The 17317-nt window shown below is 51.7% G+C and carries 10 protein-coding genes; 4 read left to right on the top strand and 6 right to left on the bottom strand.

Annotated elements, in window-relative coordinates:
* Window positions 1–109: 109 nt before the first annotated feature.
* Window positions 110–3406 carry a hypothetical protein gene (locus tag HOK28_21395; GenBank protein ID MBT6435663.1) on the bottom strand — a complete coding sequence of 1099 codons (3297 nt, stop codon included), beginning with the start codon at window positions 3404–3406 and terminating at the stop codon, window positions 110–112.
* 472 nt (window positions 3407–3878) lie between these two features.
* The gene (locus HOK28_21390) at window positions 3879–4865 is read right to left on the bottom strand and encodes an NAD-dependent epimerase/dehydratase family protein (GenBank protein ID MBT6435662.1); all 987 of its coding nucleotides are present in this window, start codon (window positions 4863–4865) and stop codon (window positions 3879–3881) included.
* A 106-nt stretch (window positions 4866–4971) separates the two neighbouring features.
* Here HOK28_21390 and HOK28_21385 point away from each other — a divergent pair, with 106 nt between their 5' ends.
* Genes HOK28_21385 through HOK28_21375 form a run of 3 tightly spaced genes read left to right on the top strand, consistent with a single transcriptional unit; the run spans window position 4972 to window position 8373 of the window.
* Window positions 4972–6216, top strand: coding sequence for a serine hydrolase (locus tag HOK28_21385; protein MBT6435661.1), 1245 nt, complete (start codon window positions 4972–4974; stop codon window positions 6214–6216).
* Window positions 6217–6226: 10 nt separating this feature from the next.
* Window positions 6227–6451 carry a YheU family protein gene (locus HOK28_21380; GenBank protein ID MBT6435660.1) on the top strand — a complete coding sequence of 75 codons (225 nt, stop codon included), beginning with the start codon at window positions 6227–6229 and terminating at the stop codon, window positions 6449–6451.
* 38 nt (window positions 6452–6489) lie between these two features.
* Window positions 6490–8373: an ATP-dependent DNA helicase RecQ gene (locus HOK28_21375; protein MBT6435659.1), complete on the top strand. Its 1884-nt coding sequence runs from the start codon at window positions 6490–6492 to the stop codon at window positions 8371–8373.
* 8 nt (window positions 8374–8381) lie between these two features.
* Here the strand turns inward: HOK28_21375 and HOK28_21370 are convergent, their stop codons facing one another.
* The 4 genes from HOK28_21370 to HOK28_21355 all read right to left on the bottom strand — a co-directional run bounded on the left by HOK28_21370 (window position 8382) and on the right by HOK28_21355 (window position 12576).
* Window positions 8382–9176: a hypothetical protein gene (locus HOK28_21370; GenBank protein MBT6435658.1), complete on the bottom strand. Its 795-nt coding sequence runs from the start codon at window positions 9174–9176 to the stop codon at window positions 8382–8384.
* A gap of 52 nt (window positions 9177–9228) precedes the next feature.
* Entirely contained in the window at window positions 9229–10812 is a 1584-nt protein-coding gene (locus HOK28_21365) for a hypothetical protein (GenBank protein ID MBT6435657.1), read from the bottom strand.
* 84 nt (window positions 10813–10896) lie between these two features.
* Window positions 10897–11949 (bottom strand): 3-deoxy-7-phosphoheptulonate synthase, encoded by a 1053-nt coding sequence (locus HOK28_21360; GenBank protein ID MBT6435656.1) that lies wholly within the window; start codon window positions 11947–11949, stop codon window positions 10897–10899.
* 66 nt (window positions 11950–12015) lie between these two features.
* The gene (locus HOK28_21355) at window positions 12016–12576 is read right to left on the bottom strand and encodes a DUF615 domain-containing protein (protein MBT6435655.1); all 561 of its coding nucleotides are present in this window, start codon (window positions 12574–12576) and stop codon (window positions 12016–12018) included.
* Between the two features lie 300 nt (window positions 12577–12876).
* Here HOK28_21355 and HOK28_21350 point away from each other — a divergent pair, with 300 nt between their 5' ends.
* The gene (locus HOK28_21350) at window positions 12877–17307 is read left to right on the top strand and encodes a hypothetical protein (GenBank protein MBT6435654.1); all 4431 of its coding nucleotides are present in this window, start codon (window positions 12877–12879) and stop codon (window positions 17305–17307) included.
* Window positions 17308–17317: the final 10 nt, after the last annotated feature.

Raw genomic sequence — 17317 nt, 5'->3', positions numbered from 1 at the left:
TTGAAAACAAAAAAAGGCCCTCTGTCGCGACGGAATGCGGACAGAGGGCCTTTTTTAATGTTCCTGGCAGGCTACAAGCAATCTGAGTGCAGCCCCGACAGCGGGTTGATTATTGGCCCGCAGTTGCGTCGCCCCAGGAGTACTCTACCAGCGCATTGCCGGCTTGGTAGCCATAGGCGCGCATGATGAGTTCACGGTTGGTGGTGCCGTTTACACGAATCCACTCGTTGCCTTTACCGTTTGACGTCTGGTCACCATTGTAACCGCTGTAGCAATACTCAACACCTTGATAGGTTGTGCATCCTTCAGTTGCGCCGCTCAGTAGGCCGTTTGGCCAGGCAATGATTTCAGTACCAGTTGCTTGGTCGATGATTTGAACATCAACGTCCTTGTCGCTGGTAAGCTTGATGTAAACATACTCTTTACCTGCAGGGATGTTACCCACAGTCACAGTTGCTTTATCAGCAATCGGTTGATTGAACTCGCCGCTGCCTTGGTCAACACAGTCTTCTGGTGCTTCCCAGCTGTAGTTAACCAGTGCATCACCGGCTTTGTAACCGTAAGCTTTCATGATGACGTTTCGGTTGGTGGTTCCGTTTACACGAATCCACTCATGTCCGAGGTTACTTCCGTCGCCATTGTAACCGCTGTAGCAGTACTCAACGCCTTGGTAAGTTGTGCAGGATTCACCAGCACCGTTGACGAGTCCGTTTGGCCAAGCAATGATTTCAGTTCCTGTTTCTTCATCGATGATTTGAACGTCAACGTCTTCGTCGCTCAATAGTTCGATGTAAACGTCAGCTTTATCAGCAGGAATGGTGCCTACAACCACTGTGTCTCGGAATGAGATAGGCTGGTTGAATTCGCCGCTACCGCTTTCGCAAGCGCTGCCCCAGTTGAAGCCGCCGTCGCCGTTGTCGCCGCCGTTACCATTGTCACCACCGTTGCCGTTGTCTCCGCCGTTACCATTGTCGCCGCCGTTGTTGTCAGGCTGGCAGGTAGGAGCTACTCCGTTATTGTTTACACAGGTTTCGCCGCTAGCACATCCGCCGTTGTTCGTTGCACACTCATTGATGTCTGTGCATGTTGCCGCAGTTCCAGCATTGTTTGTGCAAGTGATGTAAGTTGCGCTTCCGCATCCACCGTTGTTTGTTGCACACTCATTGATGTCTGTGCATGTTGCCGCAGCGCCAGTGTTGTTTGTGCAAGTTGTGTAAGTTGCGCTTCCACATCCACCGTTGTTTGTCGCACATTCGTTGATGTCAGTGCATGTAGCAGCAGCACCAGCGTTGTTTGTACAAGTTGTGTAAGCCGCGTTTCCGCATCCACCGTTGCTTGTTGCACACTCGTTGATGTCTGTGCATGTTACTGCAGCGCCTGAGTTGTTTGCGCAAGTTGTGAATGCTGAATCACCGCATCCACCGTTGTTGGTTAAACATTCGTTAACGTCTACACACTCAGCAACGCCATTGTTGTTGTTGCAAGTAAAGAAGTCAGCGTTACATCCGCCGTTGTCTGTTTCACATGGGTCAACATTAAGAGATGCTTCAAGCAATTCTTGAACTTCTGCCCAAGTAATGCCGGTACCAGCTGTTTGTGTATTTACACGAACTCGAACATCGCTGGTTTCAGCGACGCCCTTAACTTTCACATAAACTTTGTTCCAGCCGCTGCTCACTGTTCCAGCACATACCTGCTTGGACTTGAAGTCATCAGCAGTGTTGATTGTGCCGCTGCATGCGTTGTAGCTGTCAGATGGAGCACTTCCGATACCAACGTAAAGGTCAGCATCGCCGTCACCGTTGAGTGTGAAGCTGATTTTCTGACCTGCTTCTACATCGAAGCTACCATAATCTTTCCACTCACCAGCAGTTACGGTTACGTCTTCGTTAATGTGCCATTCTGGAACAGTCGCAACTTCAAATTCATTCTTGATGGTTGGTAGCCAGAGAAAGTCAGGGTGGTCTTTCTTGGATACGCCAAACCACTCGCCGCCGATGATTTCGCCGTCAGCATTGAGCTCAAGAACGTAGTTGTAAGTGTCAGTCTTGGTGTAGTTGTCAATTGTGTTGGCGAGGTTACCGTTGTCGCTGGCCTTGCTGGCGTATGCTTCAGTAATCCAGCTTACCTTCGTTTGGATTTTACGGAATGCAACCGCATCATCGTTGAACTTGTACTCAGTTGCCAATGCACCGCCAAGTCGAGTTGCAATCGTGTACTTGAGGTCTTCGTCTGCAGGTGTTGCGTATGCGAAGACGCTTACGAATACCTGAGTCTGACCCGCGGCTGCAGTAAGGTTGCAGTTTTCAGTGCTTCCATTTGCGTAAGGACGACAATCGTAGTCAGAAGTCGTTGGCTGGCTGCCAAACTTTACATAGAGGTCAGCATCGCCGTTACCGGTCATTTCAACCGCTACAGTTTCACCTTCGACTACTGTGTATGCATCGAAGTGTGCCCATGCATCCTTTACAAGGTCACCTTCTTCTTCTTCATTACGCTGGCCTTCATAAACCTGAATCAATTCATTGGCCTGAAGTTCAGTGATTTCCTCATTTACGAGCACTTCGTATCCGCGGATAGGCTGGTTCCACACCTGATAATCAATGGTGCGGTCTTCAACGAGTGTCTCGCCCTGAATACCAATCAAGTTAGCAAGTACGAGGTGAAGCGTTCCTGGGTTGGTATCTTCACAGCCGATTGGACGACCAAATTCGTCGAATTCGATGCTGTCTTCGTCGGTCGCACCTAAATCTTGGTTACAGCGAGTTCCTACGAACTTTGACTGTGAGCCTTTGTCATAAGCGAGAGTGATGAGACCTTTGATGTCCATAACCGTGAACTCAACGCCATTCTTCGTCACGCTGTGCTCAGGCTCACGCTCCAGGATGGCTGCCGGTGCCCATGCGTGGCAAATACCGGTCCAGGTTTCCATGCAATAACCAGTGTCTTTGCCGTCGCGTTTTGCACATACCTTAGCAACACCATTTACTGCTTCACAGTCATCGTTGCTGGTACACATATCCGCTGTTGGGCGAGCATCTACACCGTAGTTTACGGACACACCGTCTTCGAGGTTTTCTTTGCCGAATGCTGCGCCAAACTTAGCCGCAGGTGACAAAGTCTCACCAACAACCTTTTGGTTGATACTGTCCTTAAAAGTGCTCCAGTAATCACTGGCCCAAGGTACCTTAGTAGCTTCGCCTGTTGTTGGGAGCTCTGCGAACTTGTAGTTGTAGCTGTTATCCAGATCCACAATTTGTGGTCGGTCAGCGTTGCTCCAGGCCATCGCGCCGGTAGCAGTCATTTGAGCTTCGTCCAGCTGAACGTCACTGAAGTCTTTTGAGCATGCGCTGAGTGTAAGTGCGGATACAGCCACTGCGATTGTAAGAATCTTAGTCGATGTCATTTTAGGTTTCCCTCGTTGTCCCAGTGAGCCAGGGGCTGGCTCGTACTCGATTGATGTTTTGCCGGTATACTGTCCCTAGATACCGACTCAGCCGAGCCTGAAAGTTCGTCCGCTTATGTGCACTTTTCGTACCACTTTGCGTCATTTCCCTAAGTGGTTGAAATGATTCAGGGGCTCCATATTTATAAACGCGCCAGTAGGTTTATGTCGGTGTATGTAGGCAGGTGTAGGATAACATACTGGCGCACCAAATTAATTTTGGCGCGTCACATTATTAAGTTATCCGAGTAATATTCGGTAAAGTTGTAAGGTTTTAACCCTCATGTTCGGAAAATAGAGGGTGAAATCGATATAATCCGAAAAGGTAAGACCAATCGGATAAGATCGGCGCCAAAATTTTAGGGTGAAAAACAAGTCGCTTAATTAACCAAGAGCGCCACCCCCGCGTAGGTAAACGCTTCCCTCCAACGCATCATTGGCGACTTAAAAGATAACGCCTTACTTCTGCCATGCCTTGAGTGAAGCTAACGCTTGGTCTCACACCTAATTCATCGCGTGCGCGCTTGCCGGGTATTCGGTGGTCACTGCCAATGAGGTTCAGGGCCTCGTGGGTCAGTAGAGGGCGGGACTTAAATCTGGCTTTGGCCCAAATGGTTTCACAAATATTCGCACCGGTCTTTGCCGCCCAGCTGGGTATGGAGCGCGGTTTCGGTGCACCCACGATTCGAGCTAGCTCCGAGAAATATGTTTTCCAGGTAACGTCGAGTTCATCGCAGGCGTTGTAGGCCCGGCCAGAGGCTGCGTCTTGTTGGAGCGCCGCGAGAATGATGTCGACCACATTGTCTACATAAACAAGTCCGGCGTTGCCGTGGCCACCATCTACCAAAGCCGGCATGCCTGCCTTTAAGAGCTCACACGCATCATTAACCCAAGGGCCGCTCTTGGGACCATAGACATTGGCGGGACGAACAATAGAGATATTCGCTCCCGACATAATTTTGTCCCAGGCAACTTGTTCTTGAGCTTGCTTGGCACGGCTGTAAACGCCGACGGGTTCACCAGGTGGGGTCTGTTCATGACAGGTATGGGTTTTTAAGTGATTACCGTAATAGACGATGCTCGAGATGAGGACGACACGTAGCTCTTGGGGTACTGCCTCAAACAGATGCCGAGTGCCGCCTACGGTAACTTTTTGGTGAAGCTCATCGGTGCCCGCATCGCCAACGACAGCGGCGAGGTGAATGGCCCCGCTGATGCCCTCCGCAGCTTTGCAAACATCCTCTTTGTTGCTGATGTCCCCGCGAATAATTTCAACTTTGTTATTAAAGGTTTGGGAAACATCTTCGTGTGGCAAAACGAAAGCGCGCACAGCGTGTCCTTGTTCCAGCAGGGCTGTGACGCATTTCTGGCCGATGAACCCAGAGGCACCGGTGACGAGGATAAGAGCGGAGTTTGACATGAATAGAATATGTCAGGCTGTTCTGGAGCGAGCAAGTAGGCGACTCGACAAGCTAAATTCCCTATGCCAGACTTCAGCTCTTGTCTCACTCATTAGGAATAGCTTCATGCTTTATAGACGGTTGTCCGCACCTACTGCCTTGTTTTTTTTAACGCTTATGATTGGCGCTTGTGGGAGTGATGAAGCTCCGGATACGAGTGAGCCCAGTTCGCCTGTTTCTGATGCGGCGGATAGTTCCGATGCAACGGACGCCTCTGATGTATCTGACGCTTCTGATGCGAGTGAGAGCAGCGATCCGAGTGAGACTGCCGAACTTCCTTGCACGGAAGCGGTCGTCGATTCATCTTATCGAGCTTGGCCAGTGGCCGATTGGGAAACCACATGCCCTGAAGTTCAGAATATCGACAGTGTGAAACTTCAAGGTGCTTACGATTATGCGTTTGCTCCGGGCCGTAATACGCAATCGGTGGTGGTTATTCGCAATGGAGCCATTGTTGCAGAATGGTATGCAGATGGAAAAACCAAAGACGACCATGTAACGAGCTGGTCTGTGGCCAAAAGCTTTTTGAGTGCAGTGGTTGGCATCGCGGTCTCAAGAGGCGACTTACCGAGTATTGATGAGCCTTTGGCGACCTATATCCCTGAGTTTCAAGGCACAGACAAAGAATCCATCACCTTCCGGCATGCGCTGCAGATGCGGTCGGGTCTTCAAGAGCACATGCCCGACAATATCTACATCCAAACCGATCAGCTCGCGTATGGCATTGAGCGAGATGTAGCAGAGGCACCGGGTGGCACTTGGGCCTATCAAAATGGCGACTCGATGCTTGTTTCACGAGGCTTAGAGGCTGCGCTTGGCTCGCCTTTTATCGATTACGCCAGTGAGGTCTTACTTGAACCTCTTGGAATTGATGCAAAATGGTGGACCGACTCGGTGGGTAATGCGTTGGGCTATTGTTGCCTAGATGCCACGGCCCGAGACTTTGCCCGTTTCGGACTGCTCTTTTCAAGAAGTGGTGATTGGGCAGGGAGTGAAGTGGTACCGGCTGCCTGGATTGCTGAATCCACGACGCCCGTCGGCACTGATATGGCTTACGGGCTCCACTGGTGGTCCTTCGATAACGGACTTTATTACGCAGCCCTGGGCGCTCGTAATCAGTCGATTTGGGTGTTTCCGTATTTTGATCTGGTGATTTTGCGCAATGGGATTTATGACAAGCGCGGAGACCCGGAAGATTACAGGGTGATTGGTGGAAGTTATCACGATACACCTGAGCCGTCAGAGTGGGATGATAGTGACTTTCTAGCACCAATTTTTGAAGCGATTAACGATAACCCTTTGAATAAATAAGAGGTACTGCGTGGAAGATTCAGCAGCGGTTGAGGTCCCTTGGGAACAACTTGAAAAAGATATTCTCCATAAGTTGGTGGAGGAATTCGTTTCTCGAGAGGGTACAGAATACGGCGAGACTGAAGTTGGCTTATCGACGAAGGTGAATCAGGTCGTTGAGCAATTGAAGGCGAAAAAGGCAACGATTACCTTCGACCCTGAAACCCAGACCACCCATATTATCTCCAAAGAGTAAGCGCTTAGCTTGTCAGCCTCCTGTGCTACTAAAAGCACATGTCCACAGATGCAGCCGAATATGTTGATCCCGATGAATTGCTCACGCCAACTGGTGTGTTGGGGCATTATTTTGGCTATTCGGAGTTTCGCACAGGGCAAGAAGAAGCCATCGATGCGGTGATGGCCGGGCATGATGCTCTGGTGCTGCTTCCTACCGGTGGTGGTAAATCACTTTGCTTTCAAGTGCCGGGGATCACCATGCGTTGCCTTGGGTATGGCCCAACCATCGTGGTCTCCCCATTGATTGCTTTGATGGAAGACCAGGTCGAAGCACTCAACGGGCGCGGGATTCCCGCTGCGGCGGTGCATAGCCAGAAGTCCGATGGGGTGAACCGGGATGTCCTGAGCCAGTTTGTGGCTGGAGAAATCGATTTCCTCTACGTTTCCCCGGAGCGCGCCTCCTTAAAGAGTTTTCATAGCGCAGCGAAGATGGCGCAGCCTGCTTTGATTGCTGTGGATGAAGCGCATTGTATTAGCCAGTGGGGCCATGATTTTCGTCCAGAGTACACACAGCTCGATGCTCTGCGCGCTGAAGTAGAAGCGCCGATGATTGCGCTCACGGCAACCGCCACCTCCACGGTCATGGAGGAAATCATCAAGCATCTCCATCTGGACGAGCCCCATGTCGTTCGCGGAGATTTTCGACGGCCCAACCTCAGCTTTCGAGTGAAGCCGCTTTCGCGTGATATCGAACGCATGGAATCTTTGATTCACAGTCTTACCGATATGGGTTTCCGCAGCCATGGTGCTGGCCGGTGTATTGTTTACTGCGCGACTCGTAAAAAGGTAGATGCTGTGCACAGCGCATTGAAGGGCGCCGGGTTTCCTGTGGCTTCCTATCACGCTGGGCGCACCGACAAGGCGCGGGCCATGGCGCATAAGTCTTATGAGCTTGGGCGAACGCCCATTCTGGTAGCGACGAATGCTTTTGGTATGGGCATAGATAATCCAGATGTTCGCCTGATTGTTCACTTTCAAACTCCGGGATCTCTTGAGGCCTATTACCAAGAGGCGGGCAGAGCAGGCCGAGATGGTTTACCCGGTGAGTGTCATCTTTATTTTGGTGTCAGCGATTTAATGACTCAGCGCCAGATTGGTCGCAGCAGCAGCCATGCCCTCAACAAGCGCAAGGCAAGTGCCTTAGAAGCCATTGAGTCTTACGCTCGCTCTGAAGAGTGTCGTCAGCAAGTCATCTGTGAGTATTTCACAGGGCAAAAACCTAAAGAGCCATGCGGTTCTTGCGATGTTTGTACGGATTCAGGAAGTGTTGTTGATGCTTTCGAGCAGTTTGAAGAGCGCAGCGGTGGGCGGAAAAAAGAAAAGCCAGAGCCCGTTGGTCATGACGATAAAGACATCATTCTTAATGCAGCGGCAGGTTTAACGCGCCCGGTGGGCAAAACCAACCTCGCTAAAGCGCTGCGTGGAAGCCGTGCAAAAACACTACGCAAGGGTGGCCTCTTAAAGCTTGAGCAACACGGGGCCCTCCATCATCACTCAGAGGTTTCCTTGGTGGCGGCCATTGAAGAGCTGCTGAAATCTGGCGGCCTTGAGGAGCGCGGGCGCAAGTACCCCACGGTATGGCTTAAAGGGCGCCCTATTCGTGAGAAAAAGAATTCGGTAACAGGAACTGGGCGTGTTTCGTCTAGGCGTAAGCTCGGCTCAACGTTAGCACGGCAGCTCACCAATTACCGAACTAGGCAGGCCAGAGCGCTTGGCTGGAAGGCCTACATGGTGTTTCAAAAGAAGGTCATCGATGCCATTGCAGAAGCTAAGCCCCGTACCTTGTATGAGTTAGAGTATATTCGTGGGCTGGGTCCGGCGAAGATAAGCCGATTTGGGCAAGACATTATCGACATGGTCGACCGCTACAGCGAAGACTAAGTTTCTGCTTAACCCTCGATTCCCTGTAGCATAAATCCCAAAATAGGATGACACTTACGCTCGCATGCGCTGTAGAATGTTCGCTCGATACGTGGGTGAACCGGCGGAGAGTTGCCCCACCAAAACTCTGCGAGCCCGAGCGGCTTGAGTGAGTGGGTGGATGCATATTGCAGAAGCTTGGGCGCGCAGCAGTCTCCCATTCCTGTAGGTGGTCTTTTATCTTGATTCCATACATCAAGTTGCTTGCGTGACTCGCCCCGAACATTCACGAGTGTGTAGGCTGCATGAATGACATCGGTGATATGCCAGCTTAGTTCTTTGCGTTTGAATTTCAGATCTAAAATAGCTTGTTCCCGGCCCGGTGCAGGAGAGCGAGATTCAAGCTCTTTGATTTGGTCCGTGAGTACTTTCACCTTGGCTTCAGTTTCCAGTCTGAGTTCATCAAAAAGGTGAACCTGTGAGGTGGGTGGGACGAAGCCGGGAAGAGACCAAGCACCTTCATACATACCGGAGAAGGCGCGTAGAACACCGGTGTGACCATCGCGTGTTTCACAAACCAGAACGCCAAACATTTTCCCAATTTTGGGCGCATAAAGACAATCGGTGGAGAAGGGCTCTACTGCGCCGCGCAGATTATCAAGCTCGCCCATCAGGCGCTGAGCTTCTGCAATGGCTCTTCTATTGGGAGAGATATTTAGAAATTCTCCAGTATCAGGACAAACCCCGCCGTAGGAGACGTCCGGTATTTCTCCTTGATAGGATTCAGTATCGGGGTGCAGGGCTAAAAGGAGCGGCGGATTCATACCGCTCCCTTACGGGTTTGTTGTGGTGGAGTCGACCCTAAATCAGCTTCGATTAAGGGATAACCTTAATGTTGCCAACCATATCTGCGTGGTTTCCACACTGGTAGTTGTAGTACCCGGGTTCAGTGAACGTTACGGTGGAGGTTTCGCTGCCCGCGACCAAATCACCTTGTCCTGGCTCGGAGCATGCAGCCACGACCGGGTGGGTGCTGGTTACGCCAATACTCACGCTTTGACCCACCTGGGCGATGATGCACTTGGGTGTGTAGGAGCTAAATGGATTGACTTGGATGGCAATGGGACCATCTTGAGCGGTCATGTCTTCGTAGTCACTTTCTGCGCACTCTGCCCAGTCAGCCGCGCAGGTCGGGTCGGGTGGGCATTCGCCGGTACCTTCGCCGGAGCAGTCAGCATTGCATTCGCCGCAGGCTAGAACGTCGCCATCGTCGCAGGATTCAAACTGAGGGCAGAACTCTCCATCGCCGCAGGTCGCGCCGCCGCCGACGTTGGTGCAATCGGCGTTACATGTGCCACAGGCATCGGTGTAACCGTCGTCGCAGATTTCTCCTGCTTCAACGACGCCGTTACCGCAACTGGCAACGCAATCGTTATCGTCGTTGGCGTTGCATCCTGCCGCGCAGCAGCCATCATCACTGATACAAGCGGTGATGAGTTCATTGGAGCATGCCATGTCGCAGGTTTCTGGGCTGCCGGTTTGTAAATCAGCAGTACAGGCATCTGTGTCGGCGCACTCTAGAGGGCAGTCACCGTCACAGGTTTCGCCGGCTTCGATGACGCCGTTGCCGCATTCAGCCTCAGGCTCTTCTTCTTCGCATTCGACCCCGGTACCTTCGTCGCTGCAATCTGCGTTGCAAGCCCCACAATCTTGAGCATCGCTGTCGTCGCATACTTCGTCTTCATCGATGACGCCGTCGCCGCAAGCTGCAAGTAGACAGTTGGTTCGGCATGCGTCTGGTTCTGTATCGGAGTTAAGCTCGCCCTGATCGCAGGTCTCGCCGGCTGCCGCATTCACAATGCCGTCACCGCAGCTAGAAACACTGCAGTCTTCGTTGCATGTTTCCGATTCTTCGCCATCATCGCAGGCTTCTCCGGCAGCTTCGTTTGCATTGCCATCGCCGCATACAACATTGGTGCAGTCGTCATCGCATGTCGCAGATTCACCCTGAGTGTCGCATTCTTCATCGCCATTGACTCCGCCATTGCCGCACTCTGGGCAATCGTCGGCATCGTCGAATACTGAGTCGTAGTTCTCTGAGCAGTAGTCATCGCAGTATTGGTCGTTGAGCCATCCGCATGGATCATCAGCGCCGCAGGTACATTCTGAGTATTTCGCATTTTCCGGCCCGCAGTCGCCGCCGCAAGGTCCATCACCAGTTCCGCCTGTACCACCAGTTCCGCCCGTACCTGGATCGGGTGTAGGCGCTTCACCACAATCACCACCATCGTATTCCAGATCGGCGCATGCGTATTCAGAGTCGCAAGTGCCGTCGCCAATTTTTTCTAGAACAACACACTCGCCGTAACAGTCCGATGCGCATTCTTCATCTGCGTTGCAGCCTGTGAGCATCATGAGTGCAGAGCCGACCAGAATAAATAAATTGATTATGGATTTCATATTTTTCTCCCCCCAAGAATCAAAGCCCAGAACCAATAACATTTTGCTTCAGGCTTAATCAATATGGTGCCAAGTCATGCCCGGTTAATCGAGTATGTTGTGGGCTTCCCGTAAAAGTTTTTCAGTTTCGGTCCATGAAATACAGCCATCGGTAATACTCTGACCGTAGGTGAGCTCGCCGCCCAGAGACTGCTTGCCTTCTACGAGATGACTTTCAAGCATCACCCCGAGAATACTGGGTTGTCCTTCATTGACCTGTTTGAGGACCTCGCGAAAAACGGCAGGTTGTTTGCTGTAGTCTTTTTCACTGTTGGCGTGGCTGCAATCAATCATGATGCTGCGAGGCTGCGCGTTGGTTTCCTCGAGGCGTACCTTGGCAAAAGCTACGTGTGCTTTTGAATAGTTGGACTGGCCGCCTCCGCCGCGAAGTACCAAGTGAATATTTGGGTTGCCGCGGGTTCGCACAATACAGGTCTGGCCATTGTTATCGATGCCGAGGAAGGCTTGGCCGTGGGCTGCTGAAGCCATAGCGTCAATGGCAACTTGGAGCGCTCCATCTGTGGCGTTTTTAAAGCCTACGGGCATGGATAGCCCACTTGCCATTTGGCGATGTGTTTGGCTTTCGGTGGTGCGGGCACCAATGGCGGCCCATGCGACGAGATCTGAGGTATATTGCGGTACAATGGGATCGAGAAATTCGGTGGCGCAGGGCAGTCCGAGTTCATTGATTTTGAGTAGAATTTCACGAGCGCCTCGAAGCCCTCGGTTCATATCATGACTTTCATCACAGCCCGGGTCGTAGATATAGCCTTTCCATCCAACCGTGGTTCTTGGCTTTTCGAAGTATACGCGCATCACGACGATGATTTGGTCAGCGAGTTCTTCTTTGAGCGCCGCAAGACTCTTGGCGTATTCTAGAGCACTTTCAGGATCATGGATGGAGCAGGGGCCTGAAATGACGACCATCCGTTTATCCTGGCCAGCGAGTGCTTCATTGAGTTCGTGACGGCCTTGTAAAACCGTTTTACTCGCAAGGTCGGAAAGTGGGAACTCTTTAGCCGCTTCAGCGGGCGTGATGAGTGTCTCAAATCCGGATACTCGGACGTTTCTTGTCTCTGGTGTGCTCTTGGAAGTCATTGAGGGAGGGTAATGGGCCTTAGCAGGCTTGGCAAGCTTTTCTGTGGCCAGCAGCGGACTTCGCTCTTATGGGGAGTCTGGAGCGAGGTCTTTGAGAACCTGAAAGAGCTCTTTGACGAGTTTCGGTGGCTTTTCTGCCGCCTGCTCTTTTTGAGCGCGTCGCACCAGTTGCCGGATGGCTTGCCGGTCTGCTTGGGGACAGACTTCCATCAGGCCTTGGAGCGCTGAGTCTCCCTCGCTCAGCAGCTTCGTGCGCCAATATTCGCAGCGCTTGAGCATCATTTCCCAGCTGGCCTGGGTAAGCTTGAGGCTGCCCAGGCTTTCTTCGATATCGTCAAGATCTGCGCCGCGCATGAGCTTGGCAATAAACCGAACCTGACGATTGCGAGATTTTGAGGGCTTCATGTTGCGGGCGATTGAGAGCTCGTCGCGGACACGCTCATCAAGTGGAATGCCCGGTAATTCATGAGCCCCGAGGTCCATCAAGCGCCAGGCCATTTTCTCAATCGTATCTGCTTCGAGGGTTTTCTCGCGCTTGAGTACCTTGCTGTCCCGTTGAGCATCGGGATCGACCTCTTCCTCGGTTCCGAAGGCGTCATAGTCGTATTCGTTTTCTTCCTCATTCATGGCCAAACTCCTCAGGCGGTCCATGGAGGCCCAGGGCTCTCTTGTCAAGCACCTAGAGGTGGATCTCGCAGACAAGACTACCGACTTGGTTGTATTTAAGCGATTGGGCATGAGTAGATCTGATTTCGCCACGGTTATGAAATGGTTTTTGGCAATACACTCAATTTCAATTGCGACGCAGGGCTCTCCGGTTTACGTTAACTTCCAGGACAAATCACCGAAATTGTCGAGATAACGAGCTTTGTCTGCGAACTACCGTTTGAAACCGAAAATGAGTCTTACGAGACTTCAGGAGTTGTTATGCCAAGCCTGGGAACCTTTTTTAAGCGTCACCTTGTGATTGCTTTACTTGCGGCCACTGCTTTTACCGCGGGTGGTTGTGGGGATGACGAGCCGGATACGATTCCGGCGGTGATTGTTACGGTCAGCGGTGACTCCAATCTTTTAGTAGGTGAAACGACGACGGTTAGAGCGTTGGTCAGTCCTGCCGATGCGACAGATCAAACTGTGACTTGGTCAAGCAGCGATACTGCGGTGGCTACTGTCGATAGTGCCGGTGTGGTGAGAGGCATCTCGGCTGGTGCGGTTGCAATTACGGCCAAGGCTAACGATGGCAGCGGTGTGACCGGCACCCATGGTATCACGGTAAGCGATGCACCGATTGCCATCAGCGGGATCAGCATTACAGGGCCTGATACGATGCAAATATCGACAAAGGTGACTTTAGAAGTAGCCGTGACGCCGATTAACGCAACCGACACCAGCCTGAACTGGTCGAGCAGCAATGAAGCGGTTGCCACGGTTGATGCTGATGGAGAAGTGACCGGTGTGGGCGCGGGTGTGGTTGCGATTTCAGCTATGGCCAATGATGGCAGCGGCGTTACCGCCACCCATGCGATGAGCGTAAGCGACGAAGCGATTTTGGTGACTGAAATCAGTGTTACGGGTGCAGGCAGTGTGGATATTGGAAACAGTGTTGCGCTAAGTGCAGAGGTCACTCCTGCCAACGCGAGTGATACAACACTAACATGGTCAAGCAGTGACCCAGCCGTGGCTACGGTAGACAGCACGGGTCTTGTTTTGGGTGTAAGCGCCGGTGTCGTTGCGATTACGGCAAGCGCCAACGACTCAAGTGGTGTGAGCGGCGCTCACGGATTTACTGTCACCGAATTGCCTATCGTTGTTACGAACTTGGAAATCACTGGTCCGGGTAGCTTAGAGGTTGGCAGCAGTGCCGTGCTTACGGTAACAGCAACACCTGAAAATGCTGCAGATACCAGCGTAACATGGTCGAGCAGTGATTCATCGGTTGTAAGTGTTGATGGCGCAGGCTCTGTCATGGCGGTAGCCGAGGGCAGTGCTACCATTACGGCCACGGCCAACGATGGCAGCGGTGTTTCGACTGGCCATGTCATAACGACAACAGCAGCTCCTGTATTGGTCACAAGCATAACGTTAAGCGGTGCAAGCAGTTTAGAAGTTACGGGCAGCACGGTTATTTCGGCAGATATTCAGCCATCGAGCGCAACGAACAACAGCGTAACATGGTCCAGCAGTAATACGGCCATAGCAACAGTAAGCAGCAATGGAACTGTTTCCGGTGTTGGTGCCGGGTCAGTTACCATTATGGCTACGGCCAATGATTCCAGTGGTGTGGTTGGTAACCATGCCTTGACCGTCACCGCGCCGGTGAGCAATTCGGTAGAGGATTTTGATATTACGATCACTCAGGATGGGGCCAGTCCAGGTTGGGGTACCGTGACCATTCTCCTAACCTACACGGGTACGCCATCTCTCAATATGAGAAATGCAAAAATCACGTTTACCAGCCCATTTTCCCTCTCGTCGGTTTGGGGAGGGGCTGTGAGTGAGTCAACCAGTGGCCCAACATTTTCAGCTTCGAGCTCTGCTTCAGATGGTCAGTACAGTGTTGAGGTTATTTACGAGCTTGGTGAGGATGACTGGGTCGATTCGACCTTAGACAACGGTCAGTCGTTTCAGCTTAAATTTAGCCCCGCGGAGCTTGTTGAGCTTTCTGCTTATGCGGTTGTTTCAGTTGAGGCAGAGCCAGTTGCTGGCGCCGGTGGTGCTGGTTCTTTACCTCCCGTACTCGCAGATCCGGTGGACTTATATGTGCCTGGTTGGGGCAATTGCTTGGCCATGGGAACTGTATCCAATGGTTCGAACACAATTAACCAGGCCTTGGCGGATTCTATGGCCAGCGTAATCTATAAATACGCGGGACCTGGCGGCAACGGTGACCGAGGCCAAATCGTTGAGCCATCGCAAACGGTAGCGACCATTGCGCAGGCACGATCGGTTGAAGAACTGACCGGAAATACACGGACGGTTCTTCCCGTTATGGTCGTTTATACAGCGGAAGCAAGCGGCGGCGGTGCTGCGGAATTTGACATTATTTACACAGGTGAAGCAGAGGCAGGTGTTACGCCGACTCCAAATTCAGAAAACTTGAAGAAGCATTATATCAACTTGATTCGTATTGCGAAAACGCTTCAAGCCGCGAAAGACGACGCTCACCCATCACCAGGTTCCATTGTCTTGAACCCCGACTTGATGGGTGCTTGGCAGCAAAACGAAGAAACTCAGTTCAACACAAACTATCGCAATGAAGATGGCACTTTTCGAACCATTGTTATTAAGCAAGCGATTCAAGATGCGATTGATTGGGTACAGGCCAACGATGGTGCCACTGCGTTTGACCCTGCATCGATACCCAGTAGCATCTTAGAAGACGTTACTGGATTTGTGCAGTCGCAAAACTTTTTGATTCGTCAGTATGCTCCAGATGTAACATTTGGTTGGCAGATCAACCTCTGGGCTCCAGGTTCATCGCTGTGGATTCACAATCGATATTCAGGTCAGCAAGAGCTGTGGGAAACTGTATCAAGCACCGTGACGAGTTTCTTCGACACTTTGGGAGTGTACTCGGGTGATTGGGCCCCTGATTTCGTGACCTTTGATAAGTATGAGCGAGACGGTTTGGGCAACCAGGCACGTGGCGTGGGCTACGCTTACAACAGTTTGGATTGGGACAATTATTTGGCGTTTGTAAAACAAGTTACTGACCACTACGAAAAGCCTGCATTACTTTGGCAGATCCCGGGCGGTCACATGCCAACCACCGGTGAGTCGTTAACCAACTACGATGTGAATGCGCATGGTGGAACGGGCGGTCCATACTTTATGGGCGATAAGCTCATTGGAACCGATACCACGCAAATTGATAGCGCGCTCTTGGCCACGGAGTTGCCAGAGGTTCTCTATAATGGAGCAACGAATGTACAAGAGCTTCTCAATGAAGACCCAACTTTTGATTGGGGTAAGCAGAGGCTTCGACAAGCAGCTGCTAGCAACGCATTTGCGATTCTTTGGGGAGGCGGCAGCACAACTTCTGTTGTGGACATTGGCACAAGCGGCGACGACGACGGCTGGTTGGTCGAGAGGATCCAAGCTTATTACAATTACGGATGCATGAAGATTACCAATGGTCCAGCCACGGGCGGCGGCGATACCGGGGTAGGCACCGAAATCAGCGGTAATACCGAACTGGATACCAAGCTCATCGGTGAAGCAGTAAACACGACCTTTAATACTGAAGTGTTCTTGGCTGAGCAGTCCGATACCACATGGGCACCTTCATCGGTTTACCGCTGGGAAGATTTTCTCGTGGCACTTAAGAAAATGCATATCGAAGGTATTGGTGCTGACTATAAGTATTGGTTGGGCGGTACGGCTGACGAAGAGGCTGACGCTGTGAAGCGTGCTCACTATGGCCTTGTGAATATCGCGGCTTTCCTAGCCCAAGGTATGAAGGAAACCATTAAGTATGATGCCTGTGACGAAAACAATTGGTCTTATCCCGAGCACTGGGAAGGGGACACTTATTATCCAATGACCAGTGCCTGTGGTCAGCTTGGTCAGGATTATGAAGGTTATGGTTTGGACGGCGACGGCAATGAGCGCATTGAGTCTTGTCCTAAAACACCGAAAGCAGAAATTACGGCAGTGACCAATGCTCGTTGGTACGGAGCACCGGGACCTCTTTTCGCAGCTCCTGATTCTGCGATGATTTATGCGGGCGTCTCTACGGATGGCAGCAGCGGTTACTGGAATCACAACGGCTCACAGTGCACTGAAATCCCGGAAACATCGGGTGCCGGTCAAGCTTATCAGCGACAAGCTTGCCAAGCTTATGCGGGTCAAAAAGCCGGTGGTTATGTGTTTGATGGCTCTGCGGGTTCACTTGAAGGATGTGTCTGGTGGGGCCGAGGTGTTATTCAAACAACCGGTCGCTACAATTTCGGTCTTTTGAATCACTACTTGGGGCGTTCTCATTTAGATATTACAGACGCTGCGGTTCGGACTAACTTTCCTATTCCATCGGAACTTCTCTACCCAGACCTTGATTTCTGTACCAACCCCGAGCTTGTGTGCACCTCTACGAAGCACCCTGAGCTTAAGTGGATTGCTGGCCTTTTCTATTGGATGAGCGAAGTACAAACTTACAGCGAAAGTGGCTGGGTTTATGAAGACGAACTCAAAAGCTATGTGGATGGCGGGTTCAGCGGTAATGCATTTATCGACTCAGTCTCCGGCATCGTCAACCGGGGTTGCCATAACCCACCTTGTGGCACGGGACCTCTCGATGGCGGTCTTGAGCGGCGCGAGAACTTTGAAAAGGTTCTACAGGCGATGGGCTTGATGGAATAATTCGAGCGAC

This window comes from Deltaproteobacteria bacterium (genome assembly GCA_018668695.1).
GTDB lineage: Bacteria > Myxococcota > XYA12-FULL-58-9 > XYA12-FULL-58-9 > JABJBS01 > JABJBS01.
Note: the sequence above shows the minus strand (reverse complement) of the source record. Positions and strands in the feature narration are given on the sequence as shown.

Excerpts from the sequence above, each read along its gene's own strand:
- HOK28_21375 (MBT6435659.1), top strand. The coding sequence starts at position 6,490 with ATGTCCACAGATGCAGCCGAATATGTTGATCCCGATGAATTGCTCACG.
- HOK28_21385 (MBT6435661.1), top strand. The coding sequence starts at position 4,972 with ATGCTTTATAGACGGTTGTCCGCACCTACTGCCTTGTTTTTTTTAACG.
- HOK28_21365 (MBT6435657.1), bottom strand. The coding sequence starts at position 10,812 with ATGAAATCCATAATCAATTTATTTATTCTGGTCGGCTCTGCACTCATG.
- HOK28_21355 (MBT6435655.1), bottom strand. The coding sequence starts at position 12,576 with ATGAATGAGGAAGAAAACGAATACGACTATGACGCCTTCGGAACCGAG.
- HOK28_21395 (MBT6435663.1), bottom strand. The coding sequence starts at position 3,406 with ATGACATCGACTAAGATTCTTACAATCGCAGTGGCTGTATCCGCACTT.
- HOK28_21370 (MBT6435658.1), bottom strand. The coding sequence starts at position 9,176 with ATGAATCCGCCGCTCCTTTTAGCCCTGCACCCCGATACTGAATCCTAT.
- HOK28_21350 (MBT6435654.1), top strand. The coding sequence starts at position 12,877 with ATGCCAAGCCTGGGAACCTTTTTTAAGCGTCACCTTGTGATTGCTTTA.
- HOK28_21360 (MBT6435656.1), bottom strand. The coding sequence starts at position 11,949 with ATGACTTCCAAGAGCACACCAGAGACAAGAAACGTCCGAGTATCCGGA.
- HOK28_21390 (MBT6435662.1), bottom strand. The coding sequence starts at position 4,865 with ATGTCAAACTCCGCTCTTATCCTCGTCACCGGTGCCTCTGGGTTCATC.